Here is a 17,660-nt window from a genome sequence, read left to right as displayed (position 1 = left end):
TATCTTTTTTAACTTTATTTAAGCTGTTGAACATAATTGCTGCTTATCAAGTAAATTATAACAGCCACTTCAGCCCTTAAAGCATTATTCTGAGGTTTTAAACTACCATTGCTACCTTGTACGAATCCTTCTGAAACACACCTTTGTATACTTATTTTTGCTTTCACTCGGCAATCACATTAATTGTATTGTTCGGGCTCAAAATCTTAGCATAATCTGCTGTATCTTTTGTCCTGCATCTGTAAAACTCTACATTTTCACAATTGTTGAGTTCAAAAGCAGCACCTTCCTGGTTCATCACAGTAACATTTAAGAATTTAATGTTTTTCACAGTATTTATAACAAACCCTCTTTTCGCCATCGGCTCTAAATAGCTCATCATTGCTGGAAGTTCAGGCTCAGGGTTTTGTGCCATCTCAACTGTGACATTTGAAAATACAACATCTTCAATTGGCATCTCTGTAAGACCGTATAAAAACCCTGCTGCCGCTCTTGCTTCCCTTACAACCACATCGCTTATATAAATTCTTCTTACAATTGGTGTTGTATCATCAACAGGATAGGGAGATTTGTCCCAAACTCTCTTTTCTTTTCCGCCCTTGCCGCAGTGATAATACATATAAAACGCAAACGGACACATCACATTTTTCATCACAATATTAGAAACTCTTATATCCTCAACAACCCCGCCACGTCCTCTTCTTGTCTTTATTCTTATTCCTCTGTCTGTGCCCTCAAAAATGCAGTTTGAGATGACAACATTTCTAACACCACCGCTCATCTCACTGCCAATGACAACCCCACCATGACCGTGAGCCATAATACAATTTGTGATGGTGATGTTCTCACAGGGAATCTTTTGTTTGCAGTCCTCAGTGCCAGATTTTAACGTTACACAGTCATCACCTACGTCTATGTAGCAGTTTGATATCCTGACGCCCTTGCACGACTCCGGATTTATCCCATCTGTGTTTGGCGAGTCATAAGGGTTTTGAATTTTGATGTTGTGAACTGTGACATTCTGGCACTCTATGGGATTTACCGTCCAGCTTGGAGAGTTTATAATTTTTATTCCTTCAATAGTGACGTTGTTGCACTTATAAAAACAGATAGAACGAGGTCTTGGATATTTTAACTCTTTATTTCTGTGAAGACGCCACCACTTTTCGCCCTGCCCGTCAATTGTGCCAAATCCCACTACTGCAACGTTTTCAGCATTTTCAGCATATATCAAAGGAGAATAAACCTGCACCTCTTCGCCTTCCCATCGAGTATATACAAGCGGATAGTCCTCTTCATCCTGTGAAAACTTCAGTACAGCCCCACTTTCAATGTAAAGTGTCATGTTGCTTTTAAGTTGGATTGCACCTATATGATAAATACCTGCTGGAACAAAAATTGTGCCACCACCCTGTTTTTCACACTCTTCTATTGCTTTTTTAAAAGCTTCTGTGTCCTTGTCAATACCATTGCCCTTTGCTCCAAACTCTCGAACGTTTACAAACATCTTTGCTTTGTACCTCCTGTCATCAAAATTTACTTGAAAAGCCTTTCTATCCAAGCACTTGCTTTCAAGAATGCTCCAATGCCTTTTAGGTCATTTGTCTTTATTGGTTCACTGATGTAATATTCATATGACCCATCTCTGTAGGGATTTCCACCAAGGCCTGCCACCATACAAACCCCGTTGAGATTCAAAAACCCATTTTCATCCTCTTCAACAAACCTGTAGATTATTCCTTCATACGCTCTTTCAAGTGCTTTTATATAACTTGAGTCCAAATACCCCTTTTCTATACCCTTTGCAAGTGCATATGCAAACATGCATGAAGCTGAAGCCTCAGGATAATTTCCATTTCTGCCTATAAAGTTAACAACCTGGTACCAAACACCTGTCTCAGGGTCTTGATACTTTAAAACAGCGTCAATGAGCTGTTTAAAAATAGTCAAAATTGTTTCTCTTGACTGATGGTCCTGCGGCAGAAAGTCAAGCACATCAACTATTGCCATTGCAAACCAGCCCATTGCCCTTCCCCAGAAATTTGGAGAGCAGCCTGTGATTTTGTTCGCCCATCTTTGTTCTCTTCTTTCATCCCAGCCGTGAAAGTGAAGCCCTGTGATTGGATCTTTGGTGTGCTTTGCACAAAGTATGACCTGTTTTGCAACATCGTCAAATATCTCTTCAGCTTCATCCTGTCCTATCAAAGTTGCATACTCGGCGTAAAATGGTGAGCCCATATAGATGCCGTCAAGCCACATCTGATGTGGATAAATTTTTTTGTGCCAAAAACCTCCCTCAACTGTTCTTGGATGGGTCTTGAGCTGGTCTCGAAGAAGCTGTGCTGCTTTCTTGTACTTTTCTTCGCCTGTTTTTCTATATAAAAATAGGATTGCCTTCCCATTGTTTATGTGGTCTATGTTGTACTCATCTTTTGAATATTTCTTGATATTACCATTCTCATCAACAAAATAGTCAATGTTTTTCTTTATATACTCAAAGTACTTTTCATCAGAGGTATTTTCATAAATATATTCCAATCCTTTGAACACAACACCGTAGTCATACTGCCACTTGTCAGTAAGTTCTGGAAACTTTGCAAGGACACTGTCTGCCATTTTAACAGAATAATTCTTTTTAGCAAGATCCTTTAATTTTTTCATGAGGTATCTTCCTCTCTTTCAAGCTTCTTAATTAAAAGTAATTACTTACCACTCTTGTGATGGCTAGGTCAGAGTAGTCAACATTTATAAACGTTCCATTTTTGGTTATTGCATTTGTCCCTGTTACAAGAACATCAGCCAAAAGAGACTGGCGCATAAGGTTATAAAGTCCCCGAGGGCAATGCTTGAACCCTCGGGGATGAGTATGGAAGGGTTACCTTGCAAGCCAGCCACCATCAACGTTCAAAATACAGCCATTTACATATTCAGACGCATCTGATGCCAAGAACACAACAGCACCCTGCAGGTCTTCCGGTGTGCCCCAGCGCCCAGCCGGAATTCTGGATAGTATCTCAGCACTTCTTTGCGGGTCTTCTCTGAGCGGCTGTGTGTTGTTTGTTGCCATGTAACCAGGTGCGATTGCATTGACGTTTATATTGTACTTTGCCCACTCATTTGCAAGCGCTCTTGTGATACCTGCAACACCGCTCTTGCTTGCTGTGTATGATGGAACTCTAATTCCGCCCTGGAATGAAAGCATGGATGCGATGTTTATTATTTTGCCACCTGTTCCTTGCTTGATGAACTGTCTTGCTGCTGCCTGGCAGAAGAAGAATACTGTCTTTAGATTAATTGCAAGCACATCGTCCCAGTCTTTTTCTGTAAAGTCAATAGCATCACATCTTCTGATTATTCCTGCATTGTTCACTAAAATGTCAAGCTTGCCAAACTCCTGAATTGTCTTTTCAATAATCATGTTGATTGGTTCGATTGTCATTAAGTTTGCCTGAATCTCCAAAAACCTTCTTCCAATTGACTCTATTTTCTGTTTTGTCTCTGTACATGGGACATAATCAACACCAACAATATCAGCTCCAGCTTCCGCTAAAGCAATTGCCATCCCCTGGCCCAAACCTGTCGACGCGCCTGTTACAATCGCAACTTTGCCATCAAGCCTGAATTTATCAAGTATCATATCAAAAACACCTCCATTTTATTTTTTTAGATTTTATTTCAATTCCTTCATAGGAACAGGACTGATATCAGAATATGATTGGTTTTCACCAGCCATTGCCCAGATGAATGTGTAGTTTCTTGTACCAACACCCGAGTGTATCGACCAGCTCGGGCTGATTACCGCCTGTTCATTTCTCACAACAATATGTCTTGTCTCCTGCGGCTCTCCCATCAGGTGCAAAACAAACGCATCTTCTGGCATGTCAAAATAGAAGTAAACTTCCATCCTCCTGTCATGCAGATGGCAGGGCATCGTGTTCCATACATTGTTCGGCTCTAAAATTGTCATTCCCATCACAAGCTGGCAACTTTTTACCCCGTCTGGATGGATGTATTTGTAGATTGTCCTTTCATTTGACTCAGAAATCGAACCAAGATGAGTTGCCTCAGTTTGCTTAATATCAATCTTCTCTGTTGGATACTGCTTGTGAGCGGGTGTTGAAACAAAGTAGAACTTTGCAGGATTTGAAGGGTCATCGCTTCCAAATTCAAGCTTTTTGGTCGACATTCCAACATAAAGCCCATCTCTTTTGTCAAGCTCGAACTTTTGTCCATCTGCCACAACATATCCTTTGCTGCCTATGTTGATTATTCCAATCTCTCTTCTTTCAAGAAAATACTGAGCACCAATCTCTTTGCCATCTTCCAAGACCAAAACTTCTACTGTTGGCACAGCTCCACCAACAATCACTCTATCAACATGAGTGTAGACCATGTTGATTTTCCCGTATTCAAACAAGTTTTCAATCAAAAACTCTTTTCTTATCTCCTCTGTCGTAAGAGTTTTGAACTGGCTCGGATGCATTGCAAACCGAACTTCCATTTTAAGAATACCCTCCCTTGTTTTATCTTTTCATCATACCTGAGCTGTCTTGTAAAAGCGCCTGTTTTATTTCATCCTCAGTCACAATCAAACTGTCACCTTCAACTGTATGTTTTAAAGCGCACATGTATGTTGCAACCTCAAGCATCTGAGTGCTTTCAAGCCCTCTTAAAATGCTATATAGCACACCTGCGGTGAAAGCATCGCCTGCCCCAACCCTGTCAACAACTTCTATCTCGCGCTTTTTTGAAAATACAATGTTGCCATTTTCATCTTTTGTATAAGCAAAAAAGATGTTTTTGGAAGCAGATATGCTCCTTCTTGCAGCAAGAATTATTCTCTCTAAGTTTTGGTATTTTGCTTGCAACCTTTCAAACAAAACCTTTTGACCGTCTGTAGTAAGGTCAATTCCTTCAAAGTATTTGTCTTCCATATGAATCTTTAACACTCTTCTTACATGCTCTTCGTTCGTAATCAGGATGTCCACATACGGCATAAGCTCTGAAATCACTTCATTTGCTCTATCATAGCTCCACAGTTTTGACCTGTAATTGATGTCAAACGCCACCTTTGCACCTGCATTTTTTGCTGTCTTGAAAGCCATTTTTAGCTCGTTTAGCACATTTTGTGATAAAGCAGCGGTGATTCCTGTTGAGAAAAATATCTTGGTCTTTTTCAAGATATCTTCCCAGTCGATATCACCAGGCTGTATCTCATTTATGGCAGAATCTGCCCTGTCGTACACAACAGAAGATGCTCTCTGTCCCACTCCTTTTTCAAGAAAGTAAATTCCAAGCCTTTTACCTTTTCTTTTTATATAGCTTGTGTCAACTCCATATCTTCTCAGAAAGTTGACAGTAGCATCACCAAGAAGATTTGGCGGAAGAAGTGTAACATAACTTGTCCTCACCCCAATGTTTGACAGAGCAACAACAACGTTTGCTTCCGCCCCGCCAAAGTTGATGTCAAAACTTGTCGCTTGTAAAATCCTCTGATACCCTGGTGGTGAGAGTCTTAGCATTATCTCTCCAAAGCTTGTTACCTCAAACATCTTTCCTATACCTTCCCCTTTGCCATCTTTATTTTCTGGACAAACTGTCTGCAAACATCTTCCACTTTGCTAAAGTCTCCATCATTTGCATACTTTGTTATATTACTGCCCACACCTACAGCAAACGCACCTGCTTTTATCCACTCATCAACATTGTCAAGGTCAACTCCACCTGTTGGCATCAATCGCGCTTGTGGGATTGGTCCTTTGTATGCTTTTATAATCTTTGGTCCGAAAAGCTCGCCAGGGAAAATCTTTATAACATCTGCTCCGCATTCAAGTGCTTCAACAACCTCTTTTATTGTCATAGCACCGGGCATTGAAGCTATCCTGTACCTGTTACAAAGTTTTACCATTTCAGGATTGAGGTATGGACTTACAACAAACTTTGCACCCGCCAAGATTGCAATTCGTGCTGTTTCGCTGTCAAGAACTGTACCTGCTCCTATTATAATCTCATCTTCCTTGTATGTGCTTGTAAGATACTTTATTATCTCGTCAGCGCCAGGCACAGTAAAGGTTATCTCAATTGCACTCGCACCACCCTTTATACACGCCTCTGTAATCTTGAGAGCCTTCTCTTTCGACTCAGCACGAACAACAACAACAAGCCCATTGTCATTTATTCGCTCAAGTACCTGTTCCTTTTCCATCCTACTTACATCTCCTTTCCTTGATAATCTTTTTTTCCCTCGACATACCCAAGCCTGTGAGAAATCTTCTTTGCAGTCTCTACAACCTTCTGCGCATTCTCTTCATCTTTGTGAGGTTGCAGCACACTCGTTGGTGCTGAAATGCTAATTGCAGCAATCATCTGACCTCTGTAATCATATATGGGTGCGGCAATGCATCTAACACCTTCTTGGAACTCTTCATTGTCAACTGCAAAGCCTTTTTTTCGAACAAATCTTATCTCATCAACAAGCTTTTCTACATTTGTTATGGTGTTTTGTGTATATGGCTGCAGGGAAATTGTAGATAGCATCTTTTCAACTTCTTCGTCTGAAAATTTGCTGAGCATCACCTTCCCAAGCGCTGTGCAGTATGCAGGGACTCTTTTCCCAATTGAGGAGTAAAGCCTTATTGAGTTTACCTGTTCAATCTTGTCAATGTACACAACATCGCTACCGTCAAGAATTGCCAAGTGCACAGTGGCATTTAGCATAGCTACAAGCTCACGCAAAAACGGATGTGCTTCGGTTTTGAGCTCAATGTTGTTAAGATAAAGACTCGAAATCTCAACAAATTTTACACCAAGCTTGTAGCGCAATGTCTGAGGATCTTTTTGAACATACCCTCTGCTAAGTAATGTCTGCAAAATCCTGTGGATGGTAGCCTTGTGAAGAGAAAGTTTTTGGGAAAGTTCACTGATTGAAAGCCCTTTTGGCTCAACAGCCAAAGCCTCAATTATCTCAAACGCCCTTTCAATTGACTGAACAGAATTTTGCGCCATATCAGCCTCTCCTGTTTCGTATTATGAAACGCTGTTTCGTATTGTTCACAAAATACTATAGCATTGTTTTATGATTTTTAAAATAAACATTTTGGTAATTCTAAATGCTCCCTGCGGGACAAGCCTCTTCCCGCAGGGAAATACTTACCAAAAGGATATGTTTTATTATTTCTTGTTCAAGACCTCTTTATTGACAAGTGTTCTTGGAACTCTTCCCTCAATGAAATCTACTATATTGTTTGCTGCAAGCATTGCCATGTCAAGCCTCGACTCTTCTGTTGCAGAACCAATATGAGGAAGCATTACAACATTGTCAAGCTCAGCTAGTTCTGGCTCAAACTCAGGCTCTCTTTCGTACACGTCAAGCCCCGCAGCATAAATCTTCTTTTCTTTTAGTGCCTTGACTAAAGCCTTTTCATCTACAATTGGCCCGCGTGCTGTGTTAATCAATATCGCTGACGGTTTCATGAGAGAAAATTCTCTTTCGCCAATTAAATGTCTTGTCTGTGGTGTGAGCGGCACATGAATTGATATAAAGTCTGCTTCTTTCAAAAGCTCATCCAGCGATACAAACTGAGCGCCCATTTCCTTTTCAAAGCTTTCTTTTCTCTCAAAATCATAGTATAAAATCTTCATGTTAAATCCTTTTGACATTCTTGCAAAAGCCTGGCCAATCCTACCTGCACCAATTACACCAAGTGTCTTGCCTGTCACGCCCTTGCCTAAAAAGAGCATCGGACCCCAACCTTTGTAATGTCCGCCTCTCATGAACTTGTCAGCTTCAACTATTCTTCTTGCCGCAGCAAACAACAGCGCCCATGCAAGCTCAGCTGTTGCGTTTGTCAAAACGTCTGGCGTGTTTGTTACATAAACACCTCTTCTTGTTGCCTCTTCAATATCTATGTTATCGTACCCCACTGCATAGTTTGCAACAATCTTGACATTTGGTGCATGGTCGAAAAACTCGCTGTCAACTTTGTCAACAAGCTGGGTCAAAACTGCGTCCTTGTCAGCTATTGCTTTTAAAAGTTCTCCTCTTGTCATTGGTCTGTCGTGTAGGTTTACTTCAACCTCACCGTACTTTTTCAAAAGCTCAATCGCAGGCTCCATTATTCTTCTTGTCACAAGTATCTTCATATAAATTCTCCCTCCCGGTACTTGCTAAGTATTTTTATTCTGCTTATTGATTAAGAAAAATTTTTATAATCTTGCCCATGCTTCGTTCAAAACCCTCTTTGAACTTGCAAGCACAATTTTTGGGTCCTGCCCTGGCATAGGCGAAACTTCAAAACTCAAGATAGGTCTTTTTTCTGGGTTCAAAAAACCTATATCTTTCAATACTCTCAAAAATTCAATTACCTCTTCAACATCGTTTTCGCCGCCCTCTATTCCAAACATTGGATGTTTGTCACCATATGCTGGATGACTTTTGTCCTTTACAACAGCGTTGCCTATATGAACGTGTGTGAGGTAATCCTTTACTGGCAAGAGCGCCTGCTGTGCTGTTTCCCTTGTAAGTGGCAGATGGCTCAAATCCACAATAAGTCCAAAGTTGTCATATTCTTTTCTTATTCTTTCAGCAAACTTTGCTGCAAGGTCAGCAGGTCCTATCAAGCTCTTTTTGTCAATATCATAATCAAATACTTCAAGCTCAATCATGAAATTTCCTTTTGACTTTGCGTAATCACAAAGCTGCAGTGTTGTATCAACCAAAGCCTCAAAAGCCTCTTCTTTCCTTGCCTCATCATACTGTCTTGACAAAAATCCAAGCCCCTGAGCCCCAAGCTCAATAGCCTCATCAATTCGCTCTTTCAAAAAGTTTATAACCTGTTTCCTCTTTTCGCTGTCATAGTCGTTAGGATTGAGCCCTGTTCTCAAAAGTGTTGGCTGTGCACCGTATGCAACTGCCACATGTGCATCTTTTAGTATCTTTGCTACTCTTTTTCTTACTTCTGGGTCTTTTACCCATGTGATTTCCACTGCATCAAAATAGTCGTCTTCCAAAATAACCTTCAATGTCTCTTCGATAGGACCTTCACCGCCAATTACTTCTGGGAATGACATGAAATGAATTGTACCTATCTTTAAATATTTCTTAATTGGTTCATTCATTGTTTTTACACCTCCAGAAAAATTTTAAATCTCTATATTATGTAGCCTTTTGCAGAAACGCTCAAGATGAGCGTTATCAAGCTTTATATAGAATCAAAAAAGTCTGGACCCCCTCCTCATAGTTGTAGTAAAATATGTGTATATAAAACAAATTTTCTACTATGAGGAGGGTCCAAAATGTTCAAAAACAAACCTAATCAGCTTTCATTTTTAGACTTGTATTCCCACATAAAGGCCTCGGCTCTTTACAAGCCTGAAAGCCTCTTGGGCTTGTTCAACAAATTCATCGACTTGTCCAACTACATACCTTCTTCTTTCTACAAAGCCTACTACAAATACTTCGGTAAGCATAGATACTTCTCTTTAGAATCTATGCTTCTTTGCTTTTTTGTCCAAAAAATCCTTAAACTCAATACCTTAACCCAACTTCGCGCTGTCTTGCTTAACTCATATGAACTTCGCTCATTTTGTAATCTACATGGCAATGTCCCTTCTATCTCTACTTTCTCTCGCTTCAGAAAAATATTTGCAAGCGAAATCCAAAAACTTTTCCAAAATATCTCTATCCATGCACACAATATCTCTATCCAACAATGCCCTGAACTTGCTTCAATCCTAATCTTCGATACAACCGGTATTGTCCCAAAGGTTCGTGAAAACAACCCTAAATTCATTCAATCACTCTTGAAAAATACCTCAAAAGCTAACCCTGAGCTGTCTTCTGACAAAATCTACTCTCTTGTTTATTCTTCTTTGCCTAAAACTGCTAACGCTAATTCTAATATCCGCCTTATGTTCGTAAATGGCCATTTCTGCTGGGCTTTAAAATTTGCTGTCATTACCAACGCTCTCGGTATTCCTTTAGCTTTAGTTCCTCTGTTTGACTCTGATTCTCCTTCGTCAGACCCACTGCAACATAAAGCTATCTCTGACTCTAAAGCTTTAATTCCTTCACTCGAAACTCTATTCTCTTATCTACCTAAAAATTTCTCTACTTTCATCGCTGACAGTGCCTTGGATTCACACAACATCTACTCCACTTTAAAAAATTCTTTCAACTTCTCCAAAATTGTTATCCCTCTAAATACAAGAGCCTCTAAAAATACTACACCTACTTCAGACCCTAATATCGTTATATCTGAAGATGGTGTCCCAATCTGCAAAAAGTTCAATAAACCTTTTAAACCTGAAGGCAAATGTCAAGGCAAAAATCGCTCATTGCGCTTTAAATGGATTTGCCCTATGTCTTGTTACAAAGACGGCAAACGCATCTGCTCTTGCCCTCAGCCTTGTACTACCTCTAAATCGGGCAGAATGTTCTATACATACCCAGATAACTTTCGCTCTTTCCCAGGAATCAACAGAAATTCCCAAGAGTTTTTTGACCTCTACAAAAAACGTGTCGCTGTAGAGCAGACTATTTACCACCTAAAATCCTACATGGGCTCTGATACAACACAAACTCTTGATCATATTCCTATTTTCTCTGATTTCTTGCTCTCTGCTATTACTTATTCGCTCTTATTTATCCTTGCTCACAACATTAAACTCTATTGTTCTAAATTAACTATCAAAAAACTGAGCAAACTTAAAAAACTTATAGCTTAAAACTACAATTTTTCTTGAGTAATTAATCCACTAAAGTTAACCTACTAACTAAAGGTTTATGATTTTGTTTTTTATTTAACCTTCTAAAACTTAGAGTTTAGAAGGCTTAGGATGCTATTGTCTTTTTTGAACTTTTCAATCCTTGTCGTATATTTGCTCCTGAATACTTTTGTTATCATTGATAATATATGGTTTCAATCCTTCTCTTCTTTTTATATTTTAATTGTATTTCCTGTTTATACTGGCATCTTTTCCCTTCAATCACCACCTATTTTGCAAACGGCTATTTTAAATCTCTATATTATGTTGTAGCTGCCGAAAACTTTGAGTTTCTTAATAGCCTCATCACGAACAATCTCTCTTATTCTCTCAAAGATGGCTGGTGTCAAATCCTCTGTCTTGCTTACAAACTCTGGAAGCCGAGAATTTATAGCTAAGGTCAGGTCTGTAAAGATATTTACCTTGTTAATTCCATACTCAATGCACTTCTTGAAATCATCATCAGAAAGACCAGACCCGCCGTGAAGCACAAGATAGCAGTCAACCCTTTTTCTTATTTCAGAAAGCCTCTCAAAATCAAGCCGCGGCTGTCCTTTATAAACCCCATGCACAGTACCAATCGCAACAGCTAAGGCATCAACATTTGTCTGTGCAGCAAAAATCTCTGCCTCTTCAGGCTTTGTGTAAAACTCAGGGTTTTTAAAATCCCAGTCACCTCTTCCTACAACTCCAAGCTCACCTTCAACGCTCACACCAACAGAGTGTGCTATCTCAACAATTTCTTTGGTTCTCTTTATATTCTCTTCAAACGGTAAGCTTGACCCGTCAAACATGACAGATGTAAACCCAGCCTTTATTGCTCTGATGATATTTTTCAGACTCTTTGCATGGTCAAGATGAACACAAACTGGAACAGATGCCCTTTTCGCAAGGAAAATCATGACCTCTGCAATCATCTCAAAATCAAGCCTGTCAACAAACCTGTCTGCAACACCAATGATAATTGGGCATCTGAGCTGTTCTGCTGCATCAATCAATCCCTCATAAAAGTCGGCAGAAACCCCGTTGAACATCCCCACACCAAACTTTTTCACTTTTGTATAGCTTAATACCTCATTCAAATTTACAAGCAAAATAAAGACCTCCTAACCATCAATATTGAGAAAGTTTTGGATAAAGGCTGGAAACTGAACTGTAAAGCTGGTTGTATATTTCATACACTCTGTTATAAATCTCATGGTTTTTGCTGTCTGGCTGGTACTCAAAAAGCACTTCTCTTTTTTCCTCAATTAAGCTTTTCCTTGCACCAATTGCATACGATGCAAGAAGCATTGCTCCTTTTGATGCCGCCTCTTGTACCTTTTCAACAACAACCTTTTTACCCAAAATATCAGCTTTAATTCTGCTCCATACTCTGCTCTTTGCGCCACCCCCCATAGAAACTATACTCTCAGCTCTAAGACCCATAGACTCTAAAATCTCAATGCACGCTCTTATTTCATACGAAATCCCTTCAAGCACAGCTCTTGCAACATCAGCTCTTGAATGTGTCAGCGTCAGCCCAAACAGAACTCCTTTTGCATCAGGGTTCCATCTTGTCGCGCGGCTGCCCATGAAAAATGGTAAAAGCACAACACCATTTGCACCGGGGCTTGAACTTTCTGCCTCATTGTCAATCAGCTCATAAACGTTCTCGCCTTTTTCCTTCTCGCCCCTGTAAAAGTTGTCCCTTATCCATCGCAAAATTGTGCCGCTTGTTGTTATACCCTGCTCAATTAGATAATGGTCTCTTATTACATGGCAGGAACACACAACCCTTGGGTCAAGATTTTCTGGCACTTTATTTGACGACATTGAAACATTTGTGGCAGTCCCTGTTGACTCCATAACACGGCTTCCTACAATCCCTGCTCCTAATGCCTCCAAGGGCCTATCCCCACCACCGCTTACAACAGGTATTCCGCTTTTGAGCCCTAAGATTTTTGCAACATCTTCTTTCAAATACCCTATGATTTCATCTGCATAGCAAAGTCTTGGAAACTGAGAAGTTTTTACACCCACAAACTCAAATATGTCTTCCCACCACTGTCTTTTGTTTATGTCAAACATCATTGTTCTGCTTGCCAGCGAATGGTCTGTTGCAGCCTCGCCTGTGAGCATGTACCCAATAAACTCTTTTGGCTGCAAGAAAACATGAGCTTTTTGCAAAATCTCTGGCTGATGTTTTTTGAGCCACAAAAGCTTTGTTGCTGTAAATGTCGAGTCTGGAATCAAACCTGTTATTTTATGTATTGTGCTCTTGCCAAACTCCCGCGAAATTTCTTCTGCTTCAAGCCGTGAACGCCTGTCCATCCACGAAATAGCTCTTGACAGAACATTCCCTTGCCTATTAATTGGAACAACTGTCTCTCTTTGCGACGAAAGTCCAATTGCCACAATGCCATCTGCCCCTGCTGCTTGTGCTACTTCCTTGATGCCTTCCACCGCTTCATTCCACCAATCAAGAGGGTCCTGTTCTGCCCACTCAATCTGAGGCGTGTATGTGGGATACTCTCTGTTTGCTTTTGCCAAGATATTACCTTCCAAATCAAACACTATCACCTTGCAGGCAGTTGTTCCAATGTCTATGGTAAGAATCTTTTCCATATTAAGGTTTGCTCCTTTCAACATAAAAATCTCATCTTGGCTTTTTTGAAAAGTTACACCACAGTTATTTTCACGCCCTTTTGTCTGAAATTTTCCACAAGCTCACTGCTTATCTCGCCTGCTGTGATAATTTCAGATACTTTGCTGAGAGTTGCAAACGAAACCATGGCATTTTTCTTGAACTTGCTGCTGTCTGCAACAACTATGACCTCTTTGCTGCTATCTATCATAGCCCTTTTTACCTCTGCTTCAAACACATCAGAGGTTGTAAGACCTTTTTCAAGAGAAATGCCGCTTGTTCCTATAAAAGCTATATCAGCACTAAACTGTAAAAATGCTTTTTGAGCTTCTGGTCCAACTGTCGAAAAGTTAGAATTTTTTACTTTGCCCCCAACTAAAAATAAATTGATACTGTTATTTGTTATGAGCTCATTAACTATATTTATGCCATTGGTTATCACAGTTATGTGCTGAAAGCTCTTGAGCTTTCTTGCTATTTGTTGGGTGGTTGTTCCTGTATCCAAAATTACAACCATGCCCTCTTTTATTCTGTTTATCGCCTCAATCGCAATCCTTTCTTTTTCCTGGATAAACTCTTTTGAGCGCTGGGAAATTGGCGGAACTAAAGAAACCCCTTCTTTTAAAATAGCTCCACCGTAATTTTTCTCAATTAGCCCTTCCTGCTCAAGTTTTTTCAAATCTCTTCTGATTGTCTCGTCAGATACGTTGAAAATGTTGCAAAGCTCTGTGACAGTCACACTCTTTTTCTCCATCAATATCTCTTTAATTTTTTGCCTGCGTGTTGCTGATAACATAACTCTTCATCACCTATTCTTATATGTGGATTTGTGTGTCAGCTTACTAATATTCTACTCGATTTTTTGAGGAATTGCAATACAAAATTCAAAATGATTACACAAGATTGGTCAAACATTTTAAAGGTGAAAATAAAAAAGCAGGCATCTGCCCGCTCCTACTTTTTAATACTGTGTACGCTATATTTCTACTTTCCACTCTCCCAAAACATTTTCCCTTGTATACCTCTCAGCTTCTATTTCATCAAGTTGAGGTCTTTTGGAATTTTGTTTGCTGCTACCTGGACCAAAATTTTTATACTCAAAAAATCTCTCATTTTCAGGGCAAAAGCCGTGCATCTCGCACCAGCCATCGGGATGAATGTGACTATCTAAATAGCACTCTTTGAACACAACATTTACCCACCTGTGAGGGTCAGAAGATGGATGCCATGGTCTTCCAAGGTAGACACATTCTTTTTCTCTTATATTGGATATGAGCTTGCACCTTATAAACAAGAACCCATACTGGCTATCTGGTTTTGTACTTGCTGCGGTGACATATCCTTTTATTTTTCTGTCTTCCCTGTCAAGCGAAAATATCACACATTCTTCGAAAACGGCTTGTGCAGCCCCAAATATGAAGTCCACATCTCCCTCTATGTAGCATCTATAATAATACTGTCTTCCAAAATCAGCATAAAGAGTATCCTGGGTGCTTTTAAAAATGCAGTTGAAAAACATTAACCTGTCAGCCAACGCTTTCACTGCAACAGCCTGTCTGTGCTCAATCGGAACATTTCTATCAAAACCATTTTCAAATGTGATATTTTCAACAACAAAATCCTCTCCAGATATTGTAAAGGTAGCAGTGTTTGAAGTAGCTAAAATTCCTCCATTTTCTGCGGGAAGTCCTGCTGCCAACGAATAAGTCACAATGGTTTTGTTTTTGTCCTCACCAATTAGCATTACCCTTGACGAATCAATATTTACTTTTTCTCTGTAAATTCCATTTCTTATAAACACAGCTTTATATGAAGAGTTTTCTTTTTTAAGGATTTCGGTCAAGCTTTTTAAACTTTTGCAAAAAACTATACCGCTTACAACATCTTTGTCGCACCCCGCATAGTTTTGGTCAACTATTGCAAATGGTTTTTCCAGATATCTTATGCTTTTGTTCATAACATACTTGCAACCATCAAGATTTTCACCTTCAATCTGCAAGTCGTTTCTTCCTTCATTCAGTTCAACAACCGCGTCCAAAATCTCATCTTCTCTGAGAAATCTTTCTATTAGTTGTTCTTTGCCAAGAGATATCTTCACAAAAATATTTTCATTTGCATGCACTAAAACTTTCACATACTTTGACAAAGTAGCATCGGGAAGGTAGCTCTTTAAAGAAAACATTGCCTTTCTCACCTCAGTATTTTTTATTTCTTTAGATTCTATGATTTTTCTTTTAGGTTTTTCAAGGTCAAAAAATTAAGGAAAAGAGACTTTTATTTAGCTTCTTTAAAATTTCTAAAAAAGTGCACAAAATAAAAAAGACTGTCGCATATTTTGACAGTCTTGCATCCAAACTTAATGTTATTTTCAAACATAATAATCTTCTTCTTTTTTGAGCCTTCTTACAGCCACAATCTTATTCCCTTTTTGGTTCTGCTTGACCCTTTCACACAGAGAAGCAACTATCATAAGTCCTCGACCAAACTCATATAAATCTTCTATCTCGTCCTTTTCATCGTATGGGGTGTATTCTTTAAACACCCTATCAATATCAAATCCTTCTCCTTCGTCCTCCACGACAATGTAGCTAAGCTTTCTGTCTACTATTCCAACCTTTACTTTTACAGACTTTGAACTGTCTTCTTTATTGCCATGGACAACAGCATTTATTAGAAGTTCATTTACTATGAGCTTGAACTCCAAAAGCTCATCTGCTGATATATTAGCTTCCCTCATTAAAAATGATAGAATCTCTTTTTCTGCTACTTTGACAAGCTGGAGATTACTTGTAAACACAAGCTGTAAAAATTTGTTCTCCATCTCCTCCACGCAACCTTCTTTCCCAATTTTTTATAATATCCATCCTACAAAAATACCACAATCAATACCTCTTTTGTGCCCGAAAAATCTCTTCTACTTGATATATACCCTCAAATCTTCTGCTTTACACATCCAAGTATTAAAACTTACCTATTTAGAAAGCTTATCTTCGCTTTTCTTCAAAGAACCTTTTTAAAAGAAGTCTGCACTCATCTTCACATATTCCTCCTATCACTTCTACCTTATGATTTAAAAAAGGATGTTGTGAAAGATTAAAGCAAGACTCAGCAGCACCCATTTTGAAATCTCTTGCACCAAAATAAAGCCTTTTTACTTTACTCAAAACTATTGCACTCATACACATCGGGCATGGCTCTTTTGTCACAAACATCTCGCAGCTTCTCAGGTCCTTTGTAGAAAGCTTTGATGTGGCGTCAATTATGGCAAGAATCTCTGCGTGGTAAATGGCTTTTTTACTGTCATTTCTTTTGATACTAATAATTCTTCCATCCTTTACAACAGCCGCCGCAACTGGGATGTCATTTGAACGACTTGCATACTCTATCAGAGTTTTCATCACATTATATATATACATCAACTTATCACCTTTTTCTTTATCAATTTTTAACAAATTTTTTTGAACTTTTTTGTCATCAAAAACTGTCTTTTGAATGTTTAATTGCATCTCCATCTATAGATCAGATGAAACTTGAACACATTTTATAAAATTTGATATCTATTTCTCGTTTACATTCCTTATATAGTTCAGATAAAACTTAAAACACAACCCAAAGGCATCTTGCTGGTTTACTATTTACATTCCTCATAGTTCATAAAAATGTGTTCAAAAATAGAAACCCTCCTTAGCATGTTACGACTATATTTTAACCTACCAGTTAATTTCCTTCAACAAAAACAAATTACTGTGAAAGTGCAATTGGGTTTGGATGAAATTAGAAGGGGGGCGAAGAGGGAATGTCTAATGATGACTTGAAATAGTATTGACAACCCAATCATAACTGTATATACTGTATATATACAGTATGCAAAAGGGGAAAGGAAAATGTGTTAAAGCTTGTGATTTCGCAAACGTCAAACCAGCCTATATATGAACAAATCAAAAATCAAATAAAGAAACAGATAATAGAGGGAAGTCTTAAGGCAGGAGAAGCTTTACCATCAATCAGAGTTTTGGCAAAAGAGCTAAATGTCAGTGTCATAACAACTAAAAGAGCATATGAAGAGCTTGAAAAAGAAGGTTTTATTGTTACAGTGCCGGCAAGAGGAACATTTGTTGCTGAGATTGATAAAGAAAAAATTTCTAACCTTGGCGCAAAAGAGATTGAAGAGGACTTGCAAAAAGTTGTCAGGAAAGCAAAGCTTTTGAGAATTGAACTAAAAAAATTGATTGATATGATTGAAAAACTTTATAAAGGAGATGAAGCCTAA

Annotated in this window: 19 protein-coding genes; 2 read left to right on the top strand and 17 right to left on the bottom strand. The window is 39.0% G+C overall.

Annotated features, from left to right (window positions below; genetic code table 11):
• Nucleotides 1-14: 14 nt before the first annotated feature.
• From OTK01_RS00790 to OTK01_RS00740, 11 genes are all read right to left on the bottom strand, one after another.
• Nucleotides 15-167, bottom strand: coding sequence for an S-layer homology domain-containing protein (locus OTK01_RS00790; protein ID WP_156844444.1), 153 nt, complete (start codon nucleotides 165-167; stop codon nucleotides 15-17).
• Complete coding sequence (locus OTK01_RS00785; RefSeq protein ID WP_029228468.1) at nucleotides 164-1,507, bottom strand: glycoside hydrolase family 28 protein; 1,344 nt, start codon at nucleotides 1,505-1,507, stop codon at nucleotides 164-166. The genes OTK01_RS00790 and OTK01_RS00785 overlap by 4 nt, the downstream gene beginning before the upstream one ends.
• Nucleotides 1,508-1,536: 29 nt before the next feature.
• Entirely contained in the window at nucleotides 1,537-2,661 is a 1,125-nt protein-coding gene (locus OTK01_RS00780) for a glycoside hydrolase family 88/105 protein (RefSeq protein ID WP_029228469.1), read from the bottom strand.
• A gap of 31 nt (nucleotides 2,662-2,692) precedes the next feature.
• The gene (locus tag OTK01_RS00775; RefSeq protein ID WP_148222726.1) at nucleotides 2,693-2,818 is read right to left on the bottom strand and encodes an LUD domain-containing protein; all 126 of its coding nucleotides are present in this window, start codon (nucleotides 2,816-2,818) and stop codon (nucleotides 2,693-2,695) included.
• Nucleotides 2,819-2,875: 57 nt separating this feature from the next.
• Nucleotides 2,876-3,637 (bottom strand): 2-dehydro-3-deoxy-D-gluconate 5-dehydrogenase KduD, encoded by a 762-nt coding sequence (gene kduD / locus OTK01_RS00770; protein WP_013433178.1) that lies wholly within the window; start codon nucleotides 3,635-3,637, stop codon nucleotides 2,876-2,878.
• Between the two features lie 33 nt (nucleotides 3,638-3,670).
• The gene (gene kduI, locus OTK01_RS00765) at nucleotides 3,671-4,501 is read right to left on the bottom strand and encodes a 5-dehydro-4-deoxy-D-glucuronate isomerase (protein ID WP_029228470.1); all 831 of its coding nucleotides are present in this window, start codon (nucleotides 4,499-4,501) and stop codon (nucleotides 3,671-3,673) included.
• Nucleotides 4,502-4,523: 22 nt separating this feature from the next.
• A complete protein-coding gene (locus OTK01_RS00760) occupies nucleotides 4,524-5,552 on the bottom strand; it encodes a sugar kinase (RefSeq protein ID WP_029228471.1) in 1,029 nt (342 codons plus the stop codon).
• A 5-nt stretch (nucleotides 5,553-5,557) separates the two neighbouring features.
• Nucleotides 5,558-6,205 carry a bifunctional 2-keto-4-hydroxyglutarate aldolase/2-keto-3-deoxy-6-phosphogluconate aldolase gene (locus OTK01_RS00755; RefSeq protein ID WP_013433181.1) on the bottom strand — a complete coding sequence of 216 codons (648 nt, stop codon included), beginning with the start codon at nucleotides 6,203-6,205 and terminating at the stop codon, nucleotides 5,558-5,560.
• A 5-nt stretch (nucleotides 6,206-6,210) separates the two neighbouring features.
• On the bottom strand, nucleotides 6,211-7,005 hold the full coding sequence (locus OTK01_RS00750; RefSeq protein WP_013433182.1) for an IclR family transcriptional regulator: 795 nt from the start codon (nucleotides 7,003-7,005) through the stop codon (nucleotides 6,211-6,213).
• A 165-nt stretch (nucleotides 7,006-7,170) separates the two neighbouring features.
• A complete protein-coding gene (locus OTK01_RS00745; RefSeq protein WP_029228472.1) occupies nucleotides 7,171-8,142 on the bottom strand; it encodes a 2-hydroxyacid dehydrogenase in 972 nt (323 codons plus the stop codon).
• Nucleotides 8,143-8,205: 63 nt separating this feature from the next.
• A complete protein-coding gene (locus OTK01_RS00740; protein WP_029228473.1) occupies nucleotides 8,206-9,117 on the bottom strand; it encodes a sugar phosphate isomerase/epimerase family protein in 912 nt (303 codons plus the stop codon).
• Between the two features lie 177 nt (nucleotides 9,118-9,294).
• On the opposite strand from OTK01_RS00740, the gene OTK01_RS00735 reads away from it, so the two are divergent.
• Entirely contained in the window at nucleotides 9,295-10,725 is a 1,431-nt protein-coding gene (locus OTK01_RS00735; RefSeq protein WP_269011518.1) for a transposase, read from the top strand.
• Nucleotides 10,726-11,021: 296 nt separating this feature from the next.
• Here the strand turns inward: OTK01_RS00735 and OTK01_RS00730 are convergent, their stop codons facing one another.
• From OTK01_RS00730 to OTK01_RS00705, 6 genes are all read right to left on the bottom strand, one after another.
• Nucleotides 11,022-11,858 (bottom strand): class II fructose-bisphosphate aldolase, encoded by an 837-nt coding sequence (locus tag OTK01_RS00730; protein ID WP_029228955.1) that lies wholly within the window; start codon nucleotides 11,856-11,858, stop codon nucleotides 11,022-11,024.
• Between the two features lie 19 nt (nucleotides 11,859-11,877).
• Nucleotides 11,878-13,371, bottom strand: coding sequence for a xylulokinase (gene xylB / locus OTK01_RS00725; protein ID WP_029228954.1), 1,494 nt, complete (start codon nucleotides 13,369-13,371; stop codon nucleotides 11,878-11,880).
• 53 nt (nucleotides 13,372-13,424) lie between these two features.
• A complete protein-coding gene (locus OTK01_RS00720) occupies nucleotides 13,425-14,186 on the bottom strand; it encodes a DeoR/GlpR family DNA-binding transcription regulator (RefSeq protein WP_029228953.1) in 762 nt (253 codons plus the stop codon).
• Between the two features lie 180 nt (nucleotides 14,187-14,366).
• Nucleotides 14,367-15,572 (bottom strand): pectinesterase family protein, encoded by a 1,206-nt coding sequence (locus OTK01_RS00715; protein WP_029228952.1) that lies wholly within the window; start codon nucleotides 15,570-15,572, stop codon nucleotides 14,367-14,369.
• 186 nt (nucleotides 15,573-15,758) lie between these two features.
• The gene (locus OTK01_RS00710) at nucleotides 15,759-16,211 is read right to left on the bottom strand and encodes an ATP-binding protein (protein WP_029228951.1); all 453 of its coding nucleotides are present in this window, start codon (nucleotides 16,209-16,211) and stop codon (nucleotides 15,759-15,761) included.
• A gap of 163 nt (nucleotides 16,212-16,374) precedes the next feature.
• Entirely contained in the window at nucleotides 16,375-16,806 is a 432-nt protein-coding gene (locus OTK01_RS00705) for a nucleoside deaminase (protein WP_029228950.1), read from the bottom strand.
• A gap of 470 nt (nucleotides 16,807-17,276) precedes the next feature.
• Here OTK01_RS00705 and OTK01_RS00700 point away from each other — a divergent pair, with 470 nt between their 5' ends.
• A complete protein-coding gene (locus OTK01_RS00700; RefSeq protein WP_029228949.1) occupies nucleotides 17,277-17,660 on the top strand; it encodes a GntR family transcriptional regulator in 384 nt (127 codons plus the stop codon).

Origin of the sequence: Caldicellulosiruptor acetigenus, assembly GCF_026914305.1 — a bacterium.
GTDB classification, from domain to species: domain Bacteria; phylum Bacillota; class Thermoanaerobacteria; order Caldicellulosiruptorales; family Caldicellulosiruptoraceae; genus Caldicellulosiruptor; species Caldicellulosiruptor acetigenus.
This window is presented reverse-complemented; position numbering and strand designations above follow the sequence as displayed.